The following is a 25,503-nucleotide window of genomic DNA, read 5'->3' on the forward strand; positions in this document are numbered from 1 at the left end:
AACCCATTATCTTTTATAAGCTCTTCTTTTATACAACTCAAATCATCTAAACGTTCTTCTATAATATTTGCATAATTTTTTATATCTGAAAAATTATCTTCTATATACTTTTTAGTCATTATAAGGCAAATATACTTTATTTGTTTAGCGTAATTTTTATCAAAACTATCTTTCCAATTAAATGGAATATAGCACCCTTCTATAATGAGATTTTGTTTATTTTCAATAGCTGTTTTTACTATTTCTCTAACAATAGGCCAAAGATAATCCGTTAATTTATCATCATCTTCAGGGGTTAAGTCAGTATTGCCACTTCGTATAAGTCCCATTTTTAAATGATCTATAGATATATACGATACTTATACTTATCAAGTAGTTTTTGAGATAATAATGTTTTTCCAGAATGTGAGCTCCCTCCAATTAAAACTATCATTCTTCTACTCCTCCTAAATGTTTAATATGTTAATTATATCAAACTGCTCTTAGAATTCATCTTTTCGATTCTATGTATATTATCTTTATATAAAATACATAAAATTAAAATTGTGAAGTGAGGTGAAATAATGAGACCTGATATAGATAATATAATTTATATATTAATCTATGCGGCATTTTTAATTTCCATAATAGGATCTCTAGTTTACTTCTGTAAAGAATCTATATGTTCTAAAATTAATGATACTTTTATAAAGACTGTTTTTTATAATAGGCTAGAGTATTTTTATAATTTAATACCAAAACAGTATTTTGTATTTCAGAAATACGATGTTTGGAGGTATTGTAGTCTATTCTAATTTGAAATGAAATTTTTTTAATCCAAAATATTAAATTATAATTAAAAGGAGAAAATAAAATGAATTTCATTTCAAGTATATTACAAGATTTACTAAGTATATTATTTAGTTTTACAGGAGATTTAGGGGTTGCAATAGTCGTTGTAACATTAATGGTTAAATTAATACTTATGCCGTTATCTATGAAACAAAAACTCTCTATGAGAAAACAACAAGACATGGCTGATAAGATGAGTACCTTAAAGGAACAATATAAAAATAATCCTACTGAGCTTGAAAAGCAGATGCAATTACATGCAACTGAGAGCATGAAAAGTATGTTGGGATGTTCTACTTTATTGCTTCAAATGCCAATAGTATTTGCGCTTTATAGAACATTTTCAATGTATGCCACAGGATTTTTCTAGTTCTATAGTTCCTTGGATAAATAACTTAAGCATGTCTGATAATTTATTTATAATACCTTGTATATATACATTAATAATGTTAGCTCCAAATTCAATAAACTATATACCTTATTTTAAGACTAGTTCTCAAGTAGCCCTTAATAAACATATGGCTATAATCACAGTAGTTATGAGTTTTATATTAACTGCAAGAACACCAGTTGCATTAGGTTTATATTTTATAACTAGTGGTGCTTACGCATTAATTGAAGATATATGCTTTAGAATTTATTTTAAATCAAAAAATAAATTGGCATTAGAATAAATAAAAGCACTCCTAGGAGTGCTTTTTCCTCGTTCAGAAAAACTTACTTCAGAAGTAGTATCAAAATTCCGTTAGACACCATTTATTTGGACTCTAAAAGTATTAACTTTGTTCGAAACTAGGCTTAAAGGTATTTTTGATTTCTTGTGCAGTCTATATATTAATTTTTTAAATGTGTTATTAAATAGAGATGTTAGCTAAATCATATGTTTTTTGAACACAAAATTAGCATATCTAAATTAATTTAGATTATACAATATTATCATTTTAACTATTTCTTTTTATTATTTTCCCAATTTCAATCCCCAAAAACATGCCTATAGTCGCACATATAAGTGAATTCATTATATAATAACCAGAAATTGCACCGATTGTAAATCCAATCATCATCCCTTCAGATTTATAATTTTTCTTGTCACTTTTCTTCATCACTTTTATCATTGTAATTATAATCGTACACACCACTATAACCGTGAATATTATTTGTATTATATCATTCATATCCTTAACTGTACCTCCTAACTTTAATTTTACAAACTAAATTTAAACTATCCACCTTTTTAATTAAATCATAGCAGAATTTCAATTAACCTAATAAAAATACGTTCAATCTAATTGATTTGTATTTTAATATATCTGCCCTTATCTTGAATTTATATATTAAGGTTTTTATATGAGCTCACTATAGATAGGTTTTATTGGATATACTTTAAGTATAGTATGTTTAAAAGGAGGTTTTAATTGTGGAATTAGTTTTAGAAATAGGAGTAATTATTTCAGACTTTGTAATATCTATATTTTCAGGAGACGAGTGGAGAAAATTCGCTAAATGGATAAAACTTAGAATTTAACTCTTTTATAATTTGATAAATTAAAAAGGCACACTTCTTAGTGTGCCTTAATTATATTAAATAAGGTCTTATTCATATTGTTTAAAGAAGTTTTTCTTATCTAAACAAATAATAACTATTATAGCTAATATTATTATAATAGTTTCACAAATGCCTCCTTCAGGTCCAAACTTTCCACCAGAAATTGATGGGTTTCCAATTAAATTTAAATCAAATAAAGTACCTACAGATGCACTAGTCCCACTAACTTCAAACCCAAATATGTTTCCCATAAAGAAGTTCCAAGCACAATGAAGTCCACAAGCTCCCCAAAGGTCATTAGTTTTTAAAACGTAAAGTCCAAATAAAAATCCTGCTAAAACTAAATTTATAACCGCTATATAGCTAATATTAGGATTAAATCCATGCATAAAACCAAAGTAAGTGGATGATACAATTAAACCTACCCATCCATTATACTTAGCACTTAAAACATTCATAAGCCATCCTCGAGTTACAATTTCTTCAGCCGAACTCTGAACTATCCATCCAATTAATATTATAATTATGTACTTTATAGCAGACAATCCTACTGGTTGGCTAGGGCTATGCTCTACACTTATCAGTCCAAAAGAATACAATAAAACTACTTCTGAAACAGTCAATATAGCACCTACCATAAATCCAGTTAAGTATTTCTTTATCCATCCTTCTTTACAAAATCCAATAGAAGAAAAAGGCCTCTCTTCAATTTTAACTACTCTTATATATACAAGTAGTGATATACCAAAGAAACTAAGTAATTCAAATAATAAAGTTATAAGATTTTCGTTTTGAAGGCTTGTATTCGCAAAACTAAAAAATGATATAATTTTAAATGGAATTTGACCGAAAAAAGCACCAAAATCCATAATAAGAAATGTTAATACAATTGCCCAAGCTATACTTGGTAACTTTTTTGCCCTACGGGCCTTATTCATTAAACTTTCATTTTTCATATACATACTATATTCTCCTTTTGTTAAAACCATATATGCACTGTAATATCTACGTTAAAATTTTAAAATTTCGTCTACTCCTGGAATAAAAATCGCTAGTATAGTTAGTGATTTTTATATATTTAATAAATACAAAATTATTTTAACATATAAAATTAAACCAACTTTAAAAGTGGACTAAAATAGCTTTTATTTAGCCTAAAATGGTAAAATTTAAGTAAATACTATAAAAACTTATTTCAAAAGTAGTACTAAAAAAGCCCTTAAAATCCAAATAAATGAATTTTAAGGGCTTTAACTTTATGTAAAATACATAACAAAATTTATAGACTATTCTCTACATTCTTCACAATGTATACTAATCGATTTTTTTTCTAATATTGTATCTAATTTACCAACTGGCATTGTAAATCCATTTGGCATCACAAGCTCTACTACAAATTTATCTCCTTCATTTATTTCTTTTTTGCATTTAGTACAAATTAATTTACTCATATTTACCTCCAATATATATTTTATTAGTTTAATAAGTCATCAGTTAAGTTCTAATCATAAATTTAGTAACTGATTAAATTTAAAATTTCATTTGTAATATATTCAGGCATTTGTAAATTCAGATTACGGATTAATATATTCTTATAACTTACTCCTTTCTTCTCGAAATATTTACTTATCAAATGAGTTCTATTTTTAAAGTCATCAGACTTAAATTTATCACTGTTATTTATGGTCTCAAGCGGCTTACCTATTTTATTTATTGCTAATTTCACATTTTCTGTATCTTTAGGTTAAGTTAAACTCATTTAGAGGTTTTGTAACCTTCTTTAAAACTAACTTATTCCTAAGTCCCTCAAGTAAATTTCTGCATTTCATATATTCTTAATTATATCAAATATGATATCTAACATTAAGTTAATAAATAAAAATATATAAGGTTATGATATTGCTATCTTAATAAAGTAGTTTTAAAACAACAATATACTTAAATGGCAGATAAAAATACTAAAAGCTGTAATATTTAGAATGGTATAATTTAGGAGGTGTAGTTATGAAAAATTTTTTAAAGTCAATATGGTTATGTTTAGGGTTAATTGTACTAAATCAAGGTATATTCGCATTAGTTTCAATTGTAGGAATGATTTTTTTGAAGGATTCTAATAAAATAAATGAATATACGTATATAATAGTTTTTGTAGGACATGTAATTACATTAATTTTATTACAATTAATATACTCTATTTATGGTAAAAAATTATTAAGTAAAAAGATTATTAAAAACATAAACTTTAAATATACATTAAATATTACTTTATTTGGAATTGGATTAAGTATTATTTTGCAAAGTTTAACTCAGATATTAATTAAAATAATTCCAAGTTACATATAGACACTAAGTCAAATACAGTCTGCACGTAATTCTTTAATTCAATTGATTATACTAATAATTCTAATACCTGTATTTAAAGAAACAATATTTAGATATATTATATTTGTATATTTCAAAAAATTATAGCCTAACATTTGCAGTATTGGACAAGCATTAGTTTTTTGTATATCTCATTTAAATATTGTCCAAGGAATATATACTTTTATATTAAGAATAGCTTTAGCTCTAATTTATATGTATTCAGAGTCGTTATCAGGAAGTATACTTTTACATGTAATATTCAATTTGCTTGTGATATTAATACTACCTAAATTAATGGGTGATAATCCTATAATCTATTAATGTCATTTATTTATCCTAATTCAATATTAAAATAGAAATTTTAGAACATAACAATTTATAGAACTTCTTTATTTGATTATCCCAAATTTTATGATTAAAAATATATTCAATAAAATATATGTTTTTTGAACATATTAAAAAATGAGAAACTTATATAGCTCCTCATTTTTATTATCTTATTTAATATTTAATATCATCTCTATATCATTTTAAATTTTTTAAGTCTTTAATAAATGATAAAACCTTATCTTTATCTGTAGCCCATGATGTAACAAGTCTTATTACAGTATGGTTTTCATCATATTCTTCCCATATATGAAAATCATATTTTTCCTTTAATTTTTCTATTGATGAATTAGGCATTATAGGAAAAATCTGATTTGTTGGTGATTCTATTAATAGAGTATATCCTTCTTTAATTAGCGCATCCTGGATTAATAATGCCATTTCATTAGCATGATTAGCTAAATCAAAGAATAAACCCTCCTTAAATAGTTCTATAAATTGTATACCAAGAAGCCTTCCTTTAGCAAGTAGAGCTCCTTTTTGCTTTATATTGTATCTGAAGTCTTCTTTTAATCTATCATTGCATATTATCAATGCCTCGCCAAGTAATGCACCATTTTTTGTTCCACCTATATAAAATGCATCACATAAATTTACTAAATTACTTAACTCTAAGTTATTTTTTTTACTCGTGATAGCAGCCCCCATTCTTGCACCATCAATGAATAAAATTAAATCTTTTTCCTTACAGTAGTTATATAAGCTAGTTAGTTCTTCTTTAGTATATATGGTTCCTATCTCTGTAGAATTCGAAATATATACTAATTTAGGCTTTACCATATGTTCATTATTGTGAGTTTTTAAAATTTTTCCTATAATTTCCTTACATAACTTTCCATCGTTGCTTTTAGTAGTAATTACTTTATGCCCACAGGCTTCAATAGCCCCCGTTTCATGAGTAGCAATATGCCCAGTATCAACTGCAATAACCGCTTCATATTGCTTAAGGAATGAGGATATACAAATTAAATTTGTTTGAGTACCGCCTGTCATAAAATGGATGTCTATTTTATTGTTTTTAAGTACTTTTTTTAGTATAACCTTCGCTTCTTCACAGTGTTCATCTAAACCATAACCAGCACTTTGTTTCAAATTACTACTAATTAGAGCATTGAGTATATTTTCATGTGCTCCTTCACTATAATCATTTAAAAAACTATACATAACTACCTCCAATTTTAGAATATTACCTATAATTTTAATATTATACATATTATACATAAATTATTAATTAAATTTCAATTTAATGATATTAACTTTATGCAAAATAATGAGTAATTTTGAGGATCGTTATATAATGTTATCCTAATCTAATCTACATATTTATATCCCCAATGACAAACTTCGCTTAAAATTGGCATAAGACTTTTTCCTTTATCAGATAAACTATATTCTACTTTAGGAGGTACTTGAGGATACTCTTTTCTAATTATTAATCCATCTCGCTCCAATTCCTTTAATTGACTGCTTAACATTTTATGTGTAACACATTCTAAGTTTCGCTTTAATTCGTTATATCTTAGAACCTCCTTATGCCAAAGCCAGAATAATATATGCATTTTCCACTTGCCACCAATCATAGACATCGTGTAAGCGAAAGGTTTTATATTTACTTCTCTTTTTTTAGTGTTTTCTAGTGGTTTCATGTAACACTCTCCTTTTTGATAGTATCTTACAAAAAAGTGCATACTATTATTATTTAATTTTAATTATATAATTAGTTATAAAGATGTAGCAAGAACAAAAAAATACTGAAGGAGTTTTATATTATGAAAAAAGAAATAAATGTATTTGATTACTCAAATGAAATTATGAAAGCTTTACAAAGCGGGGTTTTATTAACAACAAAGGTAGGCGATAAGGTCAACACTATGACTATTTCATGGGGAACTTTAGGTGTAAAATGGGGAAACCCAATATTTACGGTATTCGTACGAGAGAATCGTTTCACAAAACAACAACTGGATAAAAATCCTGAATTTACTATAAATGTACCTCTTGGGGATTTTAATAAAAATATATTAGGAATATGTGGTACAAAATCTGGTAGTACGACTGATAAGATTAGTGAGCTTAACTTATCGCTTGAATCACCAAACATTATTTCAGTTCCAGGAATAAAAGAACTTCCTTTAACTTTGGAGTGTAAAATTATATATAAACAAAAACAAGATGAGAATGCAATTAGTGAAGAAATAAAAAATAAATCTTACCCACAAGATGTAGAAAGTTCATATCATGGAGCTAATAGAGATTTTCATACAATATACTACGGTGAAATTGTTAATGCGTATATCATAGAATAGCTTAATATTTTACTAAAAAAATCTAAAGAATATAAATAAAATAAGCCATAGTATCAATTCTATGGCTTTTCAGTACTAAATATATATCATGATTAAACGTTCAACAGTTTATAAATTAAAATCTAATCATTTCCTTAAATTTCAATTTAGTAACTGATTAAATTTAAAATTTCATTTTTAATATATTCAGGCATTTGTAAATTCAGATTACGGATTAATATATTCTTATGACTTACTCCGTTATTCTCGAAATATTTACTTATCAAATGAGTTCTATTCTTAGGATCACCTAGAATATGATAAATTACAAACCAATCTTCAAGTGACATTAGATTAATTTTAACTTCATCCTTTAAAACCGTTGAAACGATTGATTCTTCATCAAATATAACTTCATATAAACTGTCTTCACATTTTATTCTAAAACCAACCATAAACTCAACTTCTGTACCATCTACATCGTATCTAAAAAAATCATCAGACTTAAATTTATCACTGTTATTTATGGTCTCAAGCGGCTTACCTATTTTATTCATTGCTAATTTCACATTTTCTGTATCTTTAGGATTAACCAATATATCTATATCTTTAGGCTCCTCTACTAGTCCATAATGATTCAATAGCGTAGACCCACCAATTGCCCACATACAATTAAAATCATTTAAAGACTTTGCAACCTTCTTTAAAACTAAATTATTCATAAGTTCCTCCAGTAAATTTCTAGATTTCGTATACTCTTAATTATATCAAATCTATTCTCTACCATTAATCTAAAAAATAAATTTTTGATTACCATTTTAAATCTACATTTTTCATGTTCTAAATTATATTTCTATATCAATATATAAGGTTATGGTATAGTTATCTTAAATAAAGTAGTTTAAAAAATAACAATTTACAGGGGGACAATCAATATGAATTTAAAACATTATATATTTGATTTAGATGGAACATTAATTGATACAGAAAATGCTATATTAAAAACATGGCAAGATACATTAAAAGAATATGGATATGAATACACATTAGAGGAAATAAGAGTGGTATTAGGGGTTACAACAGATATAGGTCTTAAAAAATTGAATGCTAACGTTGATAAAAATTATATATGTAAATGGCAAGTAAATTACGAAAAGTATTGTTCTGATGCAGACTTTTTTGATGGTGCAAAGGAAATGCTTGAATTTTTAAAAGAAAATAATTGTTCTTTAGGAGCTGTATCATCAAGAAGTAAAAATGAGTATGATAAGTACTTTAGAAAGTTTAATTTAGAGGAATTTTTTACAACTATCGTTTTAGAAGATGATACAGAAAATCACAAGCCATACCCAGATCCACTGTTTAAATATATGGAATTAACAGGAGCAGATAAAGATTCATGTATTTATATTGGTGATATGACAACTGATATTCAATGTGCAAATAATGCAGGTGTTATATCAGGTTTGGTAGCTTGGAATAACTCAGGAGTTTCTTGTTCAGATGCAAAAATGAGCTTTAATAATCCAAAAGAAGTTTGTGACTTAGTAAATGCTGAAGTTTCTAGTTCTTCATACTAAAAATAAATAAGCCCTTATAATCTATTTATTTAGATTCTAAGGGCTTTAGTTTTATTTATTAAGTGTTGCTTCATATATACGTGATTCCTCACCCCATGGATGATACCCAGTACCTATGTAGTTGAAGTCATAACGTTCATAATATCCGATATGATCAGTACATAAATATAATTTATCAAAACCACCCTCTTTTGAATCTTTCTTTGCCTCCTCAAGTAGTAGCTTACCGTAAGAGTTCCCACGGTATTTTTCTTCAATATATAATGCACAAATCCAAGGATATAAGTCCATTCTACTGATAAAATCATTGGTAATTAAACCTGCACACCCAACAATTTCATTATCGTTATAAAGAAGATACCACTGCGGAAGTGCCCCCTTTGCTGTTATACAGTTATTTATACAATCTTCATATACTTTTAGACTGTCTTCACTTGCCCACTTTTCTTGAAAGTATTTTATTGCTGCCGAAGCATACTCTGGCTGCTTTTTAACAGATATAATATTCATTTTTTCCCCCTATCAATCTCTATTTTCACATCAATTGAATGATATACTTATTAATTCAATTATATATTACGTAATTAAAATTAACTATTCATTAAAACATATTGAAATATATCTATTAAAAATGCCCAAAAGTAGAGTTTACGATTTATTAATCTGTAAGATCTTTATTTAAGCAATATACTTGTTACCGTAGTAAATCCTAAAAATACGAAAAATAGAATAGAGCCTACTATTTGAATTGATATAAGTGTTTTGTTCCCATTTTCTCTAAAATTATATTTATCTAATTTATTAATAAAATAAAACCCTGTTATAGCATTAGATGCTATAACTAATACAAGTAAACCATACATATAGTCGGACATATAAAATTCCTTGAAAATGTTAGGTAAAAAAAGCATTAACATCAAAAATACATTTGTTAATTGCGGACCAATTAAACTTATTTTCTGTAGTTCATACACTTTTTCTTTTTTCTTTATCTCTTTTACGATATCTGATCCCTCCAATAATAAACTATCTAAGGACAAGTCATAAAGTTTTGCAAGTCGAACTAAACTTTCTATATCCGGAAAATTCTTGTCATTCTCCCAATTTGAAATTGATTTCGTAGAAACAAAAATTTGTTCCGCTACTTGCTCTTGAGTTAAATTCAAATCTAATCTTCGTTGTTTTATTATTGTGCTTATTTTCATAACTCCTCCTTAAACTAAATGTATTATTAGATTAATCTTACATCTAAAAATAATCTATCCAAAGTCTTTCATATAGCTATTTCTCAAACTGGAAACACATTTCTAGTTAGTTCTAACAACAAATTTTACGACTTATTACCTTTAATTCCAAACGCTTTATTTATCTTTGACGATAGAGTTAAAATTACTAATGGGATTAACGATATAACACCTAAAAGAATAGTCCCGTTTATGTATAAAGAACATACCCCTATAACAATATAAGCTATCCCTGAAATAAATATCAAAAAAAATGATAAATTAATATACTTATGAGGATCTGAATATTTACTAAAGTATTTTTTACTAAGTATGTATTTAAATACAATACTGCTTAATATGAATCCAAATCCCCCAAGTATTAAAAAAAACGCAAAAAATTTAACCATAGTAGTACCTCCTAAAGTAATATCTATTACCATTTATATAAAATCTAAAAACTTATTGAATTTTACATACCCGAATTATATGCAATAATATATAGCACAACCATTGATATATATAGTGTTGCTACTAAGCAATGGTGAACTACCCTATTTATCTTTTTATTTATTATCCAATCTATCATCTTCAAATCATTATACTCTATCATTCTAACTATCACTCCATTCAATCTAGATATAAAATCCTATATATCATCTAGTCTCTTACTTATGTAAATTAAAAAAAATTGATTTTAAAGTTTAGTTAGTAATTATACAAAATAAAGTGCATAAAAGGTCAAAAATGGACTAAGATTAGTTTATCGAGGGTTAAAATATAAAAGATATGTATTTAAGTAAATATACTTATTTTAGATTGTGGTGAATATTAAATCTTAAATTAGGCATAAAAAAAAGACACACGATGTGTCTTTTTTCCGAACATATATATATATATTATAATATAGTTACATTCTCTGCTTGAGGACCTCTAGCACCTTCAACTACATTAAAGTTTACTTTTTGACCTTCTTCTAATGATTTGAATCCATCAGTTTGTATAGCTGAGAAATGTACGAATACGTCTTCTCCACCTTCTACTGATATAAAACCAAATCCTTTTTCATTGTTAAACCATTTTACTGTTCCATTCATCATTAAAAAACTCCTATGAACCTATTTCTAGGTCTCTTAATTTTATTTGTGTATTGCTACAAATATTATTATAGCACAGATTAATAATAATAGATAGCTTTTTATTAATAATACTATTTTTTTGGCTCTTGATCTTTATTTAATTTATCTTTTATTTGAGATTCAAGTTCTATAATTTCATTACCAGTACGCTTTAGCTCATTGATTAGTGGATTGTTTCGAGTATCATATACCTTTTTTAAAATTACCTCTTTCTCCGCCATCTGGAACATATCATTACCATACATTTTTTTATACATAGATATTTTATCATCAATGATCTCAGACTGTTGACTTAACTCTTTAGCTAAAACTTTACTATCCTTTAATTCACTTTTAGTTTCAGATATCTTTTTATTTATATCTTCAAGATTAATTTGTTCTTCGCTAAATAAATTCTCTTCTTCACTTATAGATATATCTTTCTTAGATTTAATTTTATCTGTACTCTTTATATTAAGATCAAATTTAGTATTTTCTTTATCTTTATTTTCAATCATACTCTTTATTTCAGTAAGTTGCGATAACTTGTGTTCTAGAGATTCTTGAAATTTGTGATTTATACTTGAGTTATATGTAGCATCTAAGTTTTCTCGAGCTAACTGCTTACCTTTATTAAAAATATGTATTTCTTTTAAAGGTATACCTCTATCTTTTTTATTAGCAGTCCCATTAATTTTTATATTTTTTAAAGAGCTACTGTTGTAACTTTTTAATATATAACTCTCACTACTCACGTTTAAAATATTCATATATTCATCCCCTTATTTAATAACTCCCTTTTTAACATAGTTCATTATAAATGTACGACTTGTTAAAGCTCCAACTTTAGCTAATTTGCCTAAAACATAAAAATAATAAGTAGTTTCTTAAATGATAAAACAGATTGTTAATCAAATAGAGTTTTATTTTGCATACTGAAATTTTTAATATACTTTATAGTATTATCATGCTATAATTTTATAAATGATAATAATTATCATTTATAAATCATTTTTAATTTAAGGAGGGCTTATGGATAACATTGGATTTGCTTTTTTACTTACATTAATTGCAGGACTATCAACTGGAATCGGAAGTTTCATTGCCTTTTTTTCTAAGAATACTAATAAAAATTTCTTGTCTTGTAGCCTAGGTTTTTCAGCAGGTGTTATGATATATGTTTCAATGATTGAAATATTTGTTAAGGCTAAAGATTCTTTATCATTATCATTTGGAGATAAAATGGGAACTGGCGCTACCATACTAGGTTTTTTTGGAGGGATTTTAGTTATAGCCTTAATAGATAAATTTATACCAAAGGATACTAACCCCCATGAAGTAAGGGATGTTGAGGAATTAGATCAAATCTCTTCAAATAGTTTAAATACACCAAAAGCTAAAATGAAATTAATGAGAACTGGAATTTTTACAGCATTAGCAATAGCTATTCATAATTTCCCTGAAGGTCTAGCAACTTTTATCGCTGCACTTCAAGATTCAACTATAGCTATACCCATAGTTGTTGCAATAGCTATCCATAATATTCCGGAAGGAATTTCTGTATCTGTTCCAATTTATTATGCAACGGGTAGTAGAAAAAAAGCCTTTTTATATTCATTTATTTCTGGATTAGCCGAACCTGTGGGAGCATTAGTTGGTTATATGATTTTAATGCCAATTATGAATAACACCGTATTCGGTATATTATTTGCATCTGTTGCAGGCATAATGGTATTTATTTCTATTGATGAATTACTACCTTTAGCTAAAGAATATGATGACGGACATTATTCTATCTATGGTTTAGTTTTTGGAATGCTAGTTATGGCGATAAGTTTATTTTTATTTATGTAAAAATTTAAAAATAAAATGGTGTAACAAATTATAAAACAATTTAAAATTGAATTTGTTACACCATTTGTTTAATTTTATTTATTATTCAAGTTCAAGTACTTTAGTTGAAATTCTTTCTCCAAAGAACTCATCATGTTCTACAAATAACATAGTAGGCTGAACTGATAAAATCAAATCCTCAATTTGCATACGACTTATAACATCAATAAAGTTTAAAGGTTCATCCCAAATGTAAAAACTAGCACGATCACAAAGACTTTTAGCAATCAAAAGCTTTTTCTTTTGACCTTCGCTCCAAGTACTTACATCTTTTTCAAACTGAATACTTTCAAACCCCATTTTATAAAGATTTGATTTTAAATGATTTAAGTCTACACTATACTTTCTTGCTAGTTCATCAACATTTCCTTCAAGATAAGATGTATCTTGAGAAACATATGAAATGTTTTTACACTTATAAATATCTCCATCATAAGAAATATCTTCACCAAGAATTAGTTTTATAAGACTTGATTTCCCAGATCCATTACTACCTTTTAACCAAACTCTATCGCCTGCCTTTATTTTTAGATTAACATCTTTAAACAATACTTTATCATCATATCTAATGCTTAAATTGTTAAGTGTCAATATTTTCTCTTCTATATCTTCACTAGTTTTTAATATGAGATTATCATAATTCTCTAAGTTTTTAAGTAACTTAGATTTTTCTTCAATAGCATTATTTTGCCTTTTCTCAATAGATTTAGCCCTTTTCATCATCTTAGCAGCCTTATGCCCAATAAAGCCTCTGTCAGTAGGTCCATTTCCAATCTTTGATGCTTCTGTTTTATCTGACCAACTAGCTTTTTGCTTTGCTGCCTCTTGAAGTCTTTTAATATCTTTTTTAAGTTTTTCATTTTCAAGCTTTTCAAACTCATCTTGTCTATCCTTGTTAAGTTGCCAAGTTGAGAAGTTACCTCTTTGAACTTCTATGTTTGCCTTGTTTATAGATAGCACGTGATCAACTATCTTATCTAAAAAGGATCTATCGTGAGAAATTAATATAAACCCAGATTTTGATGCTAGATAATTTGATATGACCTCTCTACCTTCTATGTCTAAATGATTTGTTGGTTCATCAATTAGTAAAAAGTGATTTTTCCTTAAAAACAAGCCAACAAAAAGTAACTTTGTTTGTTCCCCAAAACTTAAAGTAGAGAAGTTTCTTTCAAGTATTTCAACTTCTAATTTCATCTTTCTTATTTCTTTTTCTATTAATTCATTTATTATATATCCATCATTTTCAATGTATTTTTCTAAAATATCTCCATACTGATCTAACTTTTCTTCGTCATTTACATACTCATTCATTAATTCCTCCCAAGTTGTAAATGGAGCTATTGTGTTTCTAATTACTTCAAGAGAAGTTCTATCTTTATTTTCTATATGAAATGGAAAGTACTCAAAGTCTACGGGAGAAGATATAGTACCTGAGTATTTAAATTTCTTCATAAATAGATTTAAAAGTGTAGTTTTACCCCTTCCATTCCTTCCTATAAGCCCTATTTTCCAGTTTGTATCTATAGAAAAAGATGCATTTTTGAAAATATCATCTACGTGTGTATCGTAACTAAAAGTCAAATTGACTACGTTTATTTGTGCCATATATATTCCTCCTTACGAAAGTTTTTTGCATAAAAAAACTTCCTTAAATTTAAAGTAAATTACACTTAAATTAAGAAAGATTGATTTTAAATATGAAACACAAATCATTTTATTGAAACTATATAAATATAAGTTATATAGCTGAAAGTTAAAAAATAAGAACTATAATATAAATTTTATGTAAGCAAATCAAGCTTAAACACATTGTATATATCAAGATATAAATTTTTATTTTAATACTCTCATAAAACAATTTCATAAAGAAGTTTGATTTAAGGTTTCAATGAATTAATCTTATTCTTAATTTAAGACAGTTTATAAGCTCAAAAATAAAAGTATCTAAAAATACTTATTTAATATCTATAAACTTTTTAAATAATTGAATAAAATTATCTGTTCATTATACCTAATCACCTCTTATATGTTTATTTATTAATATAATATGCCTATTTAAGTATGTTGTCCATAGGTTTTTTATTTTATGCACTAAAAAAGCCCTATACATCCACTTATTTAGATTGTATGGGCTTTAAATTATAACTATTACTTAAATTTATATTGAGGTCTCTTTAGATTTGGTTTTTTCTTTACTAATCCCCTTATATGGACTAGTATCTAAATTTACATTTTAAGACCAGTATAGATTAATTACATTTGTTTTTTGAAGCAAATATAATTCTAATAAAAATAAATAGTGATATCAAACACAATGCAATTCTTGAATTATTTTCAGAAGAAATGATTAAATATAAATCTACTAATATAAATCCTATTATGCCTAATTTTGACTTAAGATTTTTAGAAATATTTTTCATAAAGACGCCTCCTGTGAAATTTAAATGTAATAACTCATATTAACATTTTAAATTTTAAAAAAGTATAAATTGGATTAATATGTGTTTATTCTGGATTAAAATATATAGTAAAACCCCCTTAAAATACTATTCTCTATATTCTAAGGGGGCATTTGTATTTGTTATACAGTTTTTAATTCAAATTGTTTTACAAATATAATAATAATTACAATCACAATTTGTTTTACAATTAGTTATTCTATTTGCCATTCTATTTGTTCAATTATCTATATCTTTTTATTGCAATTACTATATTTATATACTAGCTACGATCTTACTTTCTTTCTACAACTTAAGTAAATTCCTAACAGTAAAATTGTTGGAATGCTAGTAGAAATAAAAGCTGTTAATCCTATCTTAAATGTTGTTGCCTGAAGTAAATATACAAGTGAATTTAGAAAAGCTACACCAGGTAAAATAAGCCCTGGTACTTTGCTTTTTTTCTTAGATAAAAATTCTTGTAAATAATATATACACCCTATAATAAATAAAACCATTAGCAAAGAAACTATTACCATTTTATCCCCCCCCTATTGTTCTAACCTATTTTTACATTTAAATTGATTTTCGTATCGATATATACAACTAGACCAATTATAATTCTCATCTCTATTATTCAATTTCATGATAAATGCCAAGTACTAATTCTCAATATGTTAATATTGTATATTAGATAAGTATAAATTATATTAACTGTTTCTAGAAGATACTTTCTTCTTAACTAAAAAACTTATTATACCTAAAATATTATATGTTATTAATAATTCAATACAACTTCCCATATTAAACCATAAATTTACAGGAATAATAAATGCTATTGAAGATAAAAGAAATCCTATAATCAATTCATTTTTAAAATTAGAACACATTATTCCTTGTATGATAAATATAATTGGAAATAGTAAAAACAATCCAACTAATATATTTTTATCAGCTCTACCCCATAAAGTTATTGGAAGTATTAAAATACTTGGCAATACTATAGATAATATTTTTTTCATGATATCCCCCTTTCAAATTTAATACATTACGTTACATCCTATAACAATCTTAGGCTTTGACTATATTATATATAATATTAAATTTCATATTGTATTTCTATTTAAATATTTTAAAATAACTACCTAAAAACAACTAAGAACATCATAGGTCTGTTTTATTTTTAGTCATAATATAAAAACCGCTGTGATATATATGTAATATAAAGATATAAATATATCACGTTAATGGAGGGATATTTATGAAAAAATTAAACAAGTATTCAGTTTTATTTGCATTCTTCGGATTATTAGGTATAAAACATATAAATAGTGACCCCTTAGGTCTTTTATGGTTTATGTTCTTTGCACAACTTTCTCATATTTGGTGGAGTAAGCTGGGAGATTGTGAAGATGAAAGATTGATTGCTAATAAGCATAGAGCTGGAACTATAGCTCTTTACACAGGATTTGTTATAGCGATTTTATCAAGTTATGCAATTAGACTATATACATCAGATTTATTATCACTTTATAAATTGCAAATATTAATACTATCACTTACTTTTGCAATATCAGTAAATTTATGGGCATTTTTAACTTATAAATTTGATACAGGAAATTAAAGTTTATGCCAATATTCATTAGTAATTTGAAAAAATATCGTCAATTTAATGAGTTAACTCAAGAAGAGTTGGCTAAGAGAGTTAATGTAAGAAGAGAAACTATAGCTCGTTTAGAAAATGCTAAGTATAATCCTTCACTTGAATTAGCTGTTAGGATTTCAAAAGAGTTAAATACTCCTATAGATGCGTTGTTCATATTTGAGTTTTAATTATAAGTAACTGTTAAATAAAATCTCTATATTTAAAATATATACTAAACCTAAAATGGTTAAACAAATTATAAAACAAATTAAATTAGTATTTGTTTTATAATTTGTTTAACCATTTATTTTTTGTATTTTTAATTCTAATAAAAACACACGCTAAATATCATTGAAATTCCAATAAAAAACAAGCTATTAACATTACAATTTAAGTCTATCTTTTATATTTAAAATAAATTTAGGTGTCAATAAATATGTAACTAATCCTACTATAATTATTAACTCAATAGATATGTTTTTAAAGTAACTAAAGTACGTTATAGCAAAAAAACCTATAAAGAAAAGCCTAGATTTAACTATTATTTTTTTAATATCATCATTTATTTCAGTTTTATTTAAATCTTTTGAAACCATATCTATAATCCTTTTTGGTAAAATAAAAATGGTTAATATTAAAAATAAAATCATGAAAAAATAGTATATAAAACTAAAATTATTCATACAAACCCACCCTTTTTATATTATAAAATTCAATACTTTATAACAGTCTCATAATCATATATAAATGTAAATATACTTACAAATTAGATTCTAAATATAAACTTTTTAAATAACTATAAAGAAATTTTAACTCCAAGATTATAAGCTTTCTTTAGAATTTTAGAATTATGCTTAGTTGAATCTCTTTCAAATGCTTTTGTAGCTATTATAGTCTTGTAGTGATTTAACCCCATTCCCTTTAAATGTTTTACAGTATATCTAAAATACTTTTTAAATAAAAATGAAATTGGAGCGGCTTGAGTATAAACCATTATTAACTTCTTTTCACCAAATCTCGGAGTGTGCTTAGCCTTATTTATTTCTGTTAGAGGATAAAGTCTATCTAAAAGTAACTTAGTTTGAGCTGATACTTGACATATATATACTGGAGATCCAATGATAACATATTCAACACTTTTTATATCCTCATATACTTCTACCATATCATCTTTAAGCGCACAACTAGGAGTTTTTCTGCAATATAAGCACCCTTGACATCCTTTGATATTCATATCATTTAGATAATACTTTTTTACCTCAGCTCCATTATCATTCACGCCTCTTATTATCTCATCAAGTATTGTATCTACATTACCTTTTTTTCTTGGACTCCCCATAAATACTACTACCTTTGTCATTTCATCTTCTCCTATTTAACTTATTTTTCTAGATTAAAATATATTTTTTCTAAATAATTTTCAAACCTTTTTATATCTTCTTCCTCAAATCCATCATAAAACTTAGCATTCATTTTAGTTATTACATCATTGAATATTTCAATACTTTCATCTGCTTTTTTAGTGTTAGAAATTAATGTAATTCTCTTATCTTTTTCAGATGATCTCTTTAATATATAACCTTTATCTTCTAACCGATCTAACATGCTTGTTAACGTTGATTTGCTAAGCGAAAGTTCTTTACATAAATCATTTATAGAAAGTTCGTTATATCTACTAATTACAAATAAAATTTTACCTTGAGCATGGTTAATATCTAAGTTTTTATGCTCTTTCATTAATTTGTTGAAAATTCTTCCCGATAAGAAGTTTACTTTATTTATTAAAAAACCGCCTTTATTATTCAATTTAAAACCTCCATGTGTAAACTATAATCACAAATAGTACTATATAGTACTATTTATAATTAATCAAGATAAATTTTAATTGAATATTAAGAAGTTTTTAAATCTAAGTAGTAAAATACCCTTAAAATTTATTTATTTGAATTCTAAGGATATTAACTTTGTATAAAATATATAACTACTTCATACAGTGAAATTTTAAACCTTGTTACATTTATAATTATCAAAATTGAAAGTAACAACAGTTTTCGCAACATATATAACCCAAATAGTAGATGCTATCCATAATATTGGTTTAGCAATAAATATATATCCTAGTGCCCCAATCAAAGTATTAATCCATATTTAAAAAGTATAATTCCGTAGTCTTTGCTTAATTTAAATTCATCATATAAATCTCTTTGATTTTTAGAAATAAAATAATACCCTTGTATCAAAACTGATACCCTATCCTTAAAAATAAAAAATATACTAGATAAAACAAATAGTGCAAAAGACATAGCTAGTGTTGCATTTTCCAAATTAATTCACCTCCTTAGTTTAAGAATGTATATATTCTTATAAAATTTCAACTCATTTTATAAAACTTATTTTATAAAACCTTAAAATTCATTTGTTTGGACTATAAAAGCTTTATATTTATGTAAACATAGAGTAAATATTTTAAGATAGTTATGTTTTAGTCCAGAAATTATATGCTTTAGTCCAAATTTAAAATTCAGATTTATATGTTTGTTATAATATAAAATGCATTTAAAAAGAACTATTACTGATAAAACTAGTTTGTTTCAATCAAAATATAAAGCAATTTATCAAATATATTATTATTTCAAAATTTCCAAACTATGTATAGGGGGTAGATAGTTTTGCAATCAAAATATGACGCAGCAAAAATATGTGGATTTTTATATCTTTTATATTTTATATTTTTAATATTTCCAATAGAAAGCTTAATAAGCTCTGGAATAATATTAAAAAATGTACCCATGTGTATGCCTGAAAGTAATACTTATGGAGAAAACGGAGAGTCTTACATATTTCTATTTATGTTTATTCTTATAGTATTATCATTTTTAGGCTATGGACTACAAAGTATTTTAAATGAAATTTATATAATTGAAGATGAAAATAAAAGTAATAAAATAAATGAAAAACTTAAAATACACAAGTTATTTATAATAATAACAATAATGATAAATTTAACTGTTTTATATATTACCAAAGATAAAACCTTGATTATCACAGGTTTGTGTTCTACATTTATGAGCTTACTAATCTGTTTCGGAATGAAAGTATATTTTACAGCCTGTTTCTATGATAGAAAAACCATATGGCTTGAAAGTATGATTGCTGATTCTCATGGAGATGTTAATAAAAAAAGTGGATTTTGGAAATATAAAATTTGGTATGATCCAAAAGAAAACATAGAATTTAAGTATAGGAAAAAGATATTAGCTAAAAGTATTTTCTATGTAACAATAATTTCTTTATTTTTCATTAGATTTATACATACACCTGCTTTTTTAGTTTTTTGTGTATTCATTTTATACTTTATGCCATTTCACTTACTTTCTTTTATTGATAGTACATTTAATTTGTTTACTTCTTTAGATGGCATTTGTACAGAAATATATAAATCAACTACTAAAAATGGTCATTATTATTGTATTACCGTTACAGATTTTAATAAAGAAAGAAAATTAGAGTTTACATCGCCAGAAGATTATTCTATAAAACAAGGTGATAATTTACATGTTGTTCATGGAGTTATATCTAAAAAAGTTGTGTCAGTTAACTCTATAACAGTAATTGATTAAGATAATATCAATTAGATCCTAAATTATATTCTTAAATTTAATTATATATTAAGAAGTGTATCAATTTAATTAAATTGATACACTTTTTGATTCCTATTATTCAATTCATATATAAATATTACAAGTACTTATATATATAAAATAAGTTAAAAATATTTATGATAGTTCTACAATAGATAAATCTGCATTTTCTAAAGTTAATGTGCCTCCACTTGGAACAGATGCTACAAGTTGTAATGTAGCTGCAGAAGAACCTACCGTTATAACAGTTCCTCCTGACGTACTTACAGCTGAAGCGCCTTCATTACCTGTACCGCTATACGGTATATTATTTCCATTTAATAAAAGAATTGTTGAAAGAACTTCTGTATTAACTCCATCTCCAGATGTATTAACTGTATATGAAACATAATAGCTATGATTTGGAGCTAATGTTACAGTGTTTGTAGGAACAATGGCAGCTATATCTCCTCCATTAGAAGCATTTATATTATCAAATGTTATAGGAGTTTGAACATTTGGTAATGGGTCTACTCCTGAAGGTGCACCTAGTGATAAAAATTGATTTGTAGAAGTTGCTCCAGCTGGCCCTGCTGGTCCAAAACAAGGTATATAACTTACACAATGGTTACAATCTGTATTGCAGCAATGGTTTGTATTTTTATATGACATATATATTATTTCACCTGTCCTTGTACTAAATTTATATTATAAACTCATTTTGAAAACATTATCAGTTTACATAATTATAATATTCAATAATTATGCTATTTGTGTCTAAATATAATCAATTTTATCGAATTTATGTATAAAATAAGTATTCATAATAAAAAATAGGAAGCATATCCTAAAGAAAATTTCAATTGATACACTTCCTACTTTTTATTATTTAATTCATATATATTACTACTTAATGAATTTATACTAGTACTCAAATTTTCAAGCTTACCTTCTATTCTAATTAACAAATACATTGTAACGATAGCAGGGAAACCTAAATTTGACACTAGAGCCATTAAATCTAGTTCCATCGATTTATTCCTCCAATTAAACTTTTAAATTGATTAGAACGCCCCTCAGAAGTTCAAAGAGACGTTCCATGTGTTACTATATAACTAAGTCATATCCAGTAGTTGCAGTTTGAACTACTTTTGCTTCTAAAGCTGTTTCAAGTTCTTCTCCGAATCTAGGCGCAAATACATTTTTAGCAACTATTTGATCCATAGCCTCTTTTATTTCTGCTTCAGATATATCTTCTTTAGGATCTGATACAAATAAGCTTACTTTTCTTCCAAGAGTTGTAGAGAAAACCATTAATAATCTAGTTTCTATATTTCTCATTTTTAAATCCCCTTTCTTATTGTTTTAAGCAACGGACAAAGTCTCGAAGCGAATTTTAATTTTCTGGTGTTAATTCTGTATTATCTATTTTTACTACAGATAGTACGTCATGCTTTTGTAGACCGTTTAATATCTCAGCTACATTGTAAACATCAACAACTTTTGCATCGTGTTTAATATTTGAAAAACTTCTAGTTTTAACTATTGTTCTTCCATTGTCACCTAAACCGCAATCATATTTGATTCTTAAAGCTGACATTTGAGCAACTTCTGAAGCGTTTGGAGCTAATTTCATATCTGCCATTTTCATTCCTCCTTTTAAAAGTTAATTTAACTTAAGTGTAATTTAGACAAATGATTAAGTCCCAAAAGATATTTGAGAATTATATAGGCAAAAAAATTTTTCTGAAAAAAGTTTTTGAGTGCATTTATGTTTTATAATTTATAATCATACATAAAACAATGAATAAGGAGACATCTGATGAGTAAATATACTGACCAACAAATAGAAGATACTTTAAAAATTATAAAATCTACAATTATTAACTGTGAAAAAATACAACCTAAATTCAAAGAAGGTTCGCCACAACTATCCCTTTCTCGAAATCGTATAAAAGCTTTATCTATTTCACAGTCTTTAATTACAAATCAAAATAATGATTATACACAAGATGAACTTTTAAAAGCAGTAACTCAAATAACATCTATTATCAATAAAAGCAAAAAAGCTATGCTTAATTCAAAAGAAGGAACAGGAACATATACTCGTCTAAAAAAAATAATTGATGCAATGACAATTTCATTATCATATATTCAAGATTCGATTAAATAGAGGTATCAAAGAAAAGGGATTTGAAAGTGCTTATGTAATTAATAATTATCGTAGTTAATTTTTAATTACATAAGTCTACATAGTTAGGGGGATTTGTTTTGGATATATTAATTAGAAATATGATTGACTCGGATTCGTTAGAGTTTTATAAAGCTTTTAAATCTCAGGGGTAGAACAAGCCTGTTTCATTATTTGATCAGTACTATAGTGAACAACAATCTGGAAAACGTAAAGTTTTTGTTGCTGCTTGTAATAATCAAGTATTAGGGTATGCAACCCTTGTTCAAAATGCTGAAAATGGTCCCTTTGCAAATAAAAATACTCCAATCATTTATGATTTCAATATACTTGAAAAATATCAACGTAGAGGAGTTGGAACAGCCATACTTGATTATATGGAAAATAAAGTTAAAGAATATTCTAATGAAATATGCTTAGGTGTTGGACTCCATTATGGATATGGTTCTGCTCAAAGATTGTACGTAAAGAGAGGGTATATTCCTGATGGAAGTGGTGTTTGGTACAAGGATAAAGTTTTAGAACAATATTGTGATTGTAAAAATGATGATGATCTAAACCTGTATCTATCTAAGAAGTTATAATAAACACAAATATAAATTAGAAAGGAAAAGTTATTAATGAGCTTTAAAATCATAAATAAAGAAACTTGGAATAGAAAAGAGTATTTTGAACATTACTTTTCTGAAGTTCCCTGTACATACAGCATGACTGTTAAGTTAGATATTACAAAAATTAAAAATTCAAATAAGAAAATATATCCAACAATGTTATATTTCATTACAAAAGTAGTTAATAATCATAGTGAATTTAGAACTGCTTTTAATATGGATGGAGAGTTAGGTGTTTTTAATGAAATGATTCCTTGTTATACAGTATTTAATCAAGATACCGAAACCTTTACTAATATTTGGACAGAGTACTCTGATGATTATGATGCCTTTTGTAAGTCATATGAAAAAGATATAGAACTCTTCAGTTCAGTAAAAGGCATGATTGCAAAACCGAATATACCTACAAATAATTTTCCAGTGTCAATGATTCCATGGACAACATTTGAGGGATTCAACTTAAATTTACAAAAATGATATAATTATTTATTGCCTATTTTTACAATGGGCAAGTATTCTGAAGTAAATGGACAATATCTGATGCCGTTAGCAATACAGGTTCATCATGCAGTATGCGATGGTTTCCATGTATGCCGTTTTGTAAATGAATTACAAAAGTTAATAGAAGAATAAGTTAAATTTAATATGTATTTTAGCATATTAAATTTACATAACTGACTGTACATGAAATTAAAATTACATGTACAGTTTTTAATTTAACTTAAGTTAAATTAACCAAAGAAAAGGAGTTTCAAAATACATATATAATTTAAATATAAATGCCCATAAAAGATTTTTTGGACATTCTTTTAAACATATTTAGGTACAATTGTATCTATTCTGAGAGGTGAACATATGGAAATCTGGGATTTGTATGATAAAGACAGAATTAAAACTGGTGAAACAATGGTAATGGGTAGTCAATTTAAAGAAAACACTTATCATCTAGTAGTTCATGTATGTATTTTTAATTTAGAAGGCAAAATGCTAATTCAACAAAGGCAGCCATTTAAAGATGGATGGCCAAACATGTGGGACATTACTGTTGGAGGTAGTGCTGTATCAGGGGATACAATCCAATTGGCAGCAGAGCGTGAAGTTTATGAGAACTAGCAAAAATTCACATACTAGATAAGTTAAATTCTATATATAGATATATAATTTTGAGCTAATAATTATTCAGTTAAACATGTTTAGGAAAAGAAATTTAAGTCAATTATTTAATAAAACTAGAAAAGATCTTAGATATTTTCAAATTAAATAATTGAGATTATAAGAAAGTTTATGAATTAAAGTTAATTTTTTAGGTATTAATATTAAAAAAAGGGTGATTATATGGTAGTTAAAAATATAAGAATAGATTTAATCTATAAAAACATTAACAATATTGTGATGGTGCATGATAGTTTAGTAAATATACTGGATGTAGACAGCAGGCTTTTATATGCCCTTATATCAAACTTTGAAGATGGGATAGATACAAAATACATATATGAGCTTATGGAACCTAAAGGATGGACAAGAGAGGTTTTAGATAATAATATAAATTTACTTTTAGAGTTAAATTTTATAGAAGATGTCGGAGAGAATATAGATTTAAATAAAATCAAAACAGAATTTGAAAGTTTTAAAAAACAATTATTTAAGATTTAATATTAGACACATAAAAATATGTGTCTTTTTTATTGCAAATTTATATATAAATACAAATAGTTAAACAAATTGGTTATAACTTTCTATTCTATTAAAAAAATAATCTATTTGATTT

Annotated in this window: 38 protein-coding genes and 2 pseudogenes; 15 read left to right on the forward strand and 25 right to left on the reverse strand. The window is 25.9% G+C overall.

What is annotated here, in order from left to right; translation table 11 throughout:
* Positions 1–329, reverse strand: a 329-nt coding sequence (locus tag VN21_RS13160) for a hypothetical protein (protein WP_332840884.1), incomplete at its 3' end; no start/stop codon positions are given.
* Positions 330–853: 524 nt separating this feature from the next.
* Between VN21_RS13160 and VN21_RS19115 the strand changes: the two genes are divergently transcribed.
* Both VN21_RS19115 and VN21_RS19120 read left to right on the forward strand, forming a co-directional pair.
* On the forward strand, positions 854–1,201 hold the full coding sequence (locus tag VN21_RS19115; RefSeq protein WP_226896708.1) for a YidC/Oxa1 family membrane protein insertase: 348 nt from the start codon (positions 854–856) through the stop codon (positions 1,199–1,201).
* Positions 1,182–1,505, forward strand: coding sequence for a YidC/Oxa1 family membrane protein insertase (locus VN21_RS19120; protein ID WP_226896709.1), 324 nt, complete (start codon positions 1,182–1,184; stop codon positions 1,503–1,505). Before VN21_RS19115 ends, VN21_RS19120 begins: the two co-directional genes overlap by 20 nt.
* Positions 1,506–1,772: 267 nt before the next feature.
* Here the strand turns inward: VN21_RS19120 and VN21_RS13170 are convergent, their stop codons facing one another.
* The 3 genes from VN21_RS13170 to VN21_RS18710 all read right to left on the reverse strand — a co-directional run bounded on the left by VN21_RS13170 (position 1,773) and on the right by VN21_RS18710 (position 3,828).
* Complete coding sequence (locus VN21_RS13170; RefSeq protein WP_046823657.1) at positions 1,773–2,006, reverse strand: hypothetical protein; 234 nt, start codon at positions 2,004–2,006, stop codon at positions 1,773–1,775.
* A gap of 418 nt (positions 2,007–2,424) precedes the next feature.
* A complete protein-coding gene (locus tag VN21_RS13175) occupies positions 2,425–3,339 on the reverse strand; it encodes a CPBP family intramembrane glutamic endopeptidase (protein ID WP_046823658.1) in 915 nt (304 codons plus the stop codon).
* A 324-nt stretch (positions 3,340–3,663) separates the two neighbouring features.
* Positions 3,664–3,828, reverse strand: a complete 165-nt coding sequence (locus VN21_RS18710) for a hypothetical protein (RefSeq protein ID WP_161794401.1) — start codon at positions 3,826–3,828, stop codon at positions 3,664–3,666.
* Positions 3,829–4,381: 553 nt separating this feature from the next.
* Between VN21_RS18710 and VN21_RS13180 the strand changes: the two genes are divergently transcribed.
* Positions 4,382–4,720, forward strand: a complete 339-nt coding sequence (locus VN21_RS13180; RefSeq protein ID WP_046823659.1) for a hypothetical protein — start codon at positions 4,382–4,384, stop codon at positions 4,718–4,720.
* A 141-nt stretch (positions 4,721–4,861) separates the two neighbouring features.
* On the forward strand, positions 4,862–5,062 hold the full coding sequence (locus tag VN21_RS19485; protein WP_226896710.1) for a CPBP family glutamic-type intramembrane protease: 201 nt from the start codon (positions 4,862–4,864) through the stop codon (positions 5,060–5,062).
* Between the two features lie 204 nt (positions 5,063–5,266).
* On the opposite strand, the gene VN21_RS13185 is transcribed toward VN21_RS19485, so the two are convergent.
* Entirely contained in the window at positions 5,267–6,292 is a 1,026-nt protein-coding gene (locus VN21_RS13185) for a threonine aldolase family protein (RefSeq protein WP_046823660.1), read from the reverse strand.
* A 146-nt stretch (positions 6,293–6,438) separates the two neighbouring features.
* On the reverse strand, positions 6,439–6,774 hold the full coding sequence (locus VN21_RS13190) for a winged helix-turn-helix transcriptional regulator (protein WP_046823661.1): 336 nt from the start codon (positions 6,772–6,774) through the stop codon (positions 6,439–6,441).
* A 123-nt stretch (positions 6,775–6,897) separates the two neighbouring features.
* Between VN21_RS13190 and VN21_RS13195 the strand changes: the two genes are divergently transcribed.
* Positions 6,898–7,434 (forward strand): flavin reductase family protein, encoded by a 537-nt coding sequence (locus VN21_RS13195; RefSeq protein WP_046823662.1) that lies wholly within the window; start codon positions 6,898–6,900, stop codon positions 7,432–7,434.
* A 146-nt stretch (positions 7,435–7,580) separates the two neighbouring features.
* On the opposite strand, the gene VN21_RS13200 is transcribed toward VN21_RS13195, so the two are convergent.
* Entirely contained in the window at positions 7,581–8,135 is a 555-nt protein-coding gene (locus VN21_RS13200) for a nucleotidyltransferase family protein (RefSeq protein WP_046823663.1), read from the reverse strand.
* Between the two features lie 213 nt (positions 8,136–8,348).
* On the opposite strand from VN21_RS13200, the gene VN21_RS13205 reads away from it, so the two are divergent.
* Complete coding sequence (locus tag VN21_RS13205) at positions 8,349–8,993, forward strand: HAD family hydrolase (protein ID WP_046823664.1); 645 nt, start codon at positions 8,349–8,351, stop codon at positions 8,991–8,993.
* Between the two features lie 51 nt (positions 8,994–9,044).
* On the opposite strand, the gene VN21_RS13210 is transcribed toward VN21_RS13205, so the two are convergent.
* The 6 genes from VN21_RS13210 to VN21_RS13230 all read right to left on the reverse strand — a co-directional run bounded on the left by VN21_RS13210 (position 9,045) and on the right by VN21_RS13230 (position 12,104).
* A complete protein-coding gene (locus tag VN21_RS13210) occupies positions 9,045–9,503 on the reverse strand; it encodes a GNAT family N-acetyltransferase (protein ID WP_046823665.1) in 459 nt (152 codons plus the stop codon).
* Between the two features lie 164 nt (positions 9,504–9,667).
* Positions 9,668–10,198, reverse strand: coding sequence for a helix-turn-helix domain-containing protein (locus VN21_RS13215; protein ID WP_046823666.1), 531 nt, complete (start codon positions 10,196–10,198; stop codon positions 9,668–9,670).
* Positions 10,199–10,323: 125 nt separating this feature from the next.
* Positions 10,324–10,626, reverse strand: a complete 303-nt coding sequence (locus tag VN21_RS13220) for a hypothetical protein (RefSeq protein WP_046823667.1) — start codon at positions 10,624–10,626, stop codon at positions 10,324–10,326.
* 62 nt (positions 10,627–10,688) lie between these two features.
* A complete protein-coding gene (locus VN21_RS18715) occupies positions 10,689–10,850 on the reverse strand; it encodes a hypothetical protein (RefSeq protein ID WP_161794402.1) in 162 nt (53 codons plus the stop codon).
* Positions 10,851–11,115: 265 nt separating this feature from the next.
* Complete coding sequence (locus VN21_RS13225) at positions 11,116–11,316, reverse strand: cold-shock protein (RefSeq protein WP_035117250.1); 201 nt, start codon at positions 11,314–11,316, stop codon at positions 11,116–11,118.
* A 110-nt stretch (positions 11,317–11,426) separates the two neighbouring features.
* The gene (locus VN21_RS13230; protein WP_046823668.1) at positions 11,427–12,104 is read right to left on the reverse strand and encodes a hypothetical protein; all 678 of its coding nucleotides are present in this window, start codon (positions 12,102–12,104) and stop codon (positions 11,427–11,429) included.
* 262 nt (positions 12,105–12,366) lie between these two features.
* On the opposite strand from VN21_RS13230, the gene zupT reads away from it, so the two are divergent.
* Positions 12,367–13,188: a zinc transporter ZupT gene (gene zupT / locus VN21_RS13235; RefSeq protein WP_046823669.1), complete on the forward strand. Its 822-nt coding sequence runs from the start codon at positions 12,367–12,369 to the stop codon at positions 13,186–13,188.
* An 81-nt stretch (positions 13,189–13,269) separates the two neighbouring features.
* On the opposite strand, the gene abc-f is transcribed toward zupT, so the two are convergent.
* From abc-f to VN21_RS13250, 4 genes are all read right to left on the reverse strand, one after another.
* Positions 13,270–14,835, reverse strand: coding sequence for a ribosomal protection-like ABC-F family protein (gene abc-f, locus VN21_RS13240; RefSeq protein WP_046823670.1), 1,566 nt, complete (start codon positions 14,833–14,835; stop codon positions 13,270–13,272).
* A 644-nt stretch (positions 14,836–15,479) separates the two neighbouring features.
* Positions 15,480–15,650, reverse strand: coding sequence for a hypothetical protein (locus VN21_RS18720; RefSeq protein ID WP_021430925.1), 171 nt, complete (start codon positions 15,648–15,650; stop codon positions 15,480–15,482).
* A gap of 305 nt (positions 15,651–15,955) precedes the next feature.
* Positions 15,956–16,207 (reverse strand): hypothetical protein, encoded by a 252-nt coding sequence (locus VN21_RS13245; RefSeq protein ID WP_046823671.1) that lies wholly within the window; start codon positions 16,205–16,207, stop codon positions 15,956–15,958.
* Between the two features lie 171 nt (positions 16,208–16,378).
* Positions 16,379–16,690 carry a hypothetical protein gene (locus VN21_RS13250; protein ID WP_046823672.1) on the reverse strand — a complete coding sequence of 104 codons (312 nt, stop codon included), beginning with the start codon at positions 16,688–16,690 and terminating at the stop codon, positions 16,379–16,381.
* 239 nt (positions 16,691–16,929) lie between these two features.
* Here VN21_RS13250 and VN21_RS13255 point away from each other — a divergent pair, with 239 nt between their 5' ends.
* On the forward strand, positions 16,930–17,292 hold the full coding sequence (locus VN21_RS13255) for a DUF3796 domain-containing protein (RefSeq protein WP_046823673.1): 363 nt from the start codon (positions 16,930–16,932) through the stop codon (positions 17,290–17,292).
* A 5-nt stretch (positions 17,293–17,297) separates the two neighbouring features.
* The gene (locus VN21_RS13260; protein WP_046823674.1) at positions 17,298–17,501 is read left to right on the forward strand and encodes a helix-turn-helix transcriptional regulator; all 204 of its coding nucleotides are present in this window, start codon (positions 17,298–17,300) and stop codon (positions 17,499–17,501) included.
* A 195-nt stretch (positions 17,502–17,696) separates the two neighbouring features.
* Here the strand turns inward: VN21_RS13260 and VN21_RS13265 are convergent, their stop codons facing one another.
* The 4 genes from VN21_RS13265 to VN21_RS13280 form a co-directional block, all read right to left on the reverse strand.
* Entirely contained in the window at positions 17,697–17,996 is a 300-nt protein-coding gene (locus VN21_RS13265; RefSeq protein ID WP_046823675.1) for a hypothetical protein, read from the reverse strand.
* Between the two features lie 113 nt (positions 17,997–18,109).
* Positions 18,110–18,673: a flavodoxin family protein gene (locus VN21_RS13270; protein ID WP_046823676.1), complete on the reverse strand. Its 564-nt coding sequence runs from the start codon at positions 18,671–18,673 to the stop codon at positions 18,110–18,112.
* A gap of 20 nt (positions 18,674–18,693) precedes the next feature.
* Positions 18,694–19,119 carry a MarR family winged helix-turn-helix transcriptional regulator gene (locus tag VN21_RS13275; RefSeq protein WP_046823677.1) on the reverse strand — a complete coding sequence of 142 codons (426 nt, stop codon included), beginning with the start codon at positions 19,117–19,119 and terminating at the stop codon, positions 18,694–18,696.
* Between the two features lie 323 nt (positions 19,120–19,442).
* Positions 19,443–19,637, reverse strand: a complete 195-nt coding sequence (locus tag VN21_RS13280; RefSeq protein ID WP_046823678.1) for a DUF3784 domain-containing protein — start codon at positions 19,635–19,637, stop codon at positions 19,443–19,445.
* Positions 19,638–19,982: 345 nt separating this feature from the next.
* Between VN21_RS13280 and VN21_RS13285 the strand changes: the two genes are divergently transcribed.
* Positions 19,983–20,933: a hypothetical protein gene (locus tag VN21_RS13285; protein WP_046823679.1), complete on the forward strand. Its 951-nt coding sequence runs from the start codon at positions 19,983–19,985 to the stop codon at positions 20,931–20,933.
* A 156-nt stretch (positions 20,934–21,089) separates the two neighbouring features.
* Here the strand turns inward: VN21_RS13285 and VN21_RS13290 are convergent, their stop codons facing one another.
* The 4 genes from VN21_RS13290 to VN21_RS13300 all read right to left on the reverse strand — a co-directional run bounded on the left by VN21_RS13290 (position 21,090) and on the right by VN21_RS13300 (position 22,578).
* Positions 21,090–21,605 carry a hypothetical protein gene (locus VN21_RS13290; protein WP_046823680.1) on the reverse strand — a complete coding sequence of 172 codons (516 nt, stop codon included), beginning with the start codon at positions 21,603–21,605 and terminating at the stop codon, positions 21,090–21,092.
* Between the two features lie 203 nt (positions 21,606–21,808).
* Positions 21,809–21,964 (reverse strand): YvrJ family protein, encoded by a 156-nt coding sequence (locus tag VN21_RS18115; protein WP_021430642.1) that lies wholly within the window; start codon positions 21,962–21,964, stop codon positions 21,809–21,811.
* Between the two features lie 76 nt (positions 21,965–22,040).
* A complete protein-coding gene (locus VN21_RS13295; RefSeq protein WP_046823681.1) occupies positions 22,041–22,274 on the reverse strand; it encodes a DUF2922 domain-containing protein in 234 nt (77 codons plus the stop codon).
* 55 nt (positions 22,275–22,329) lie between these two features.
* Positions 22,330–22,578, reverse strand: coding sequence for a DUF1659 domain-containing protein (locus tag VN21_RS13300; protein ID WP_021430937.1), 249 nt, complete (start codon positions 22,576–22,578; stop codon positions 22,330–22,332).
* Positions 22,579–22,755: 177 nt separating this feature from the next.
* Between VN21_RS13300 and VN21_RS13305 the strand changes: the two genes are divergently transcribed.
* The 5 genes and pseudogenes from VN21_RS13305 (at position 22,756) to VN21_RS13325 (ending at position 25,388) form a co-directional block, all read left to right on the forward strand.
* Positions 22,756–23,106, forward strand: a complete 351-nt coding sequence (locus VN21_RS13305) for a hypothetical protein (RefSeq protein ID WP_046823682.1) — start codon at positions 22,756–22,758, stop codon at positions 23,104–23,106.
* A gap of 209 nt (positions 23,107–23,315) precedes the next feature.
* Positions 23,316–23,708: pseudogene (locus VN21_RS13310) on the forward strand (GNAT family N-acetyltransferase); the annotation flags it as partial.
* 36 nt (positions 23,709–23,744) lie between these two features.
* A pseudogene (catA, locus tag VN21_RS13315) lies at positions 23,745–24,368 on the forward strand (type A chloramphenicol O-acetyltransferase).
* Positions 24,369–24,590: 222 nt separating this feature from the next.
* Positions 24,591–24,848 carry an NUDIX hydrolase gene (locus VN21_RS13320; protein WP_084822164.1) on the forward strand — a complete coding sequence of 86 codons (258 nt, stop codon included), beginning with the start codon at positions 24,591–24,593 and terminating at the stop codon, positions 24,846–24,848.
* Between the two features lie 222 nt (positions 24,849–25,070).
* Positions 25,071–25,388, forward strand: a complete 318-nt coding sequence (locus tag VN21_RS13325; RefSeq protein WP_046823683.1) for a hypothetical protein — start codon at positions 25,071–25,073, stop codon at positions 25,386–25,388.
* The last annotated feature ends 115 nt before the right edge of the window (positions 25,389–25,503 follow it).

It is taken from the genome of Paraclostridium benzoelyticum (assembly GCF_001006285.1).
GTDB classification, from domain to species: domain Bacteria; phylum Bacillota; class Clostridia; order Peptostreptococcales; family Peptostreptococcaceae; genus Paraclostridium; species Paraclostridium benzoelyticum.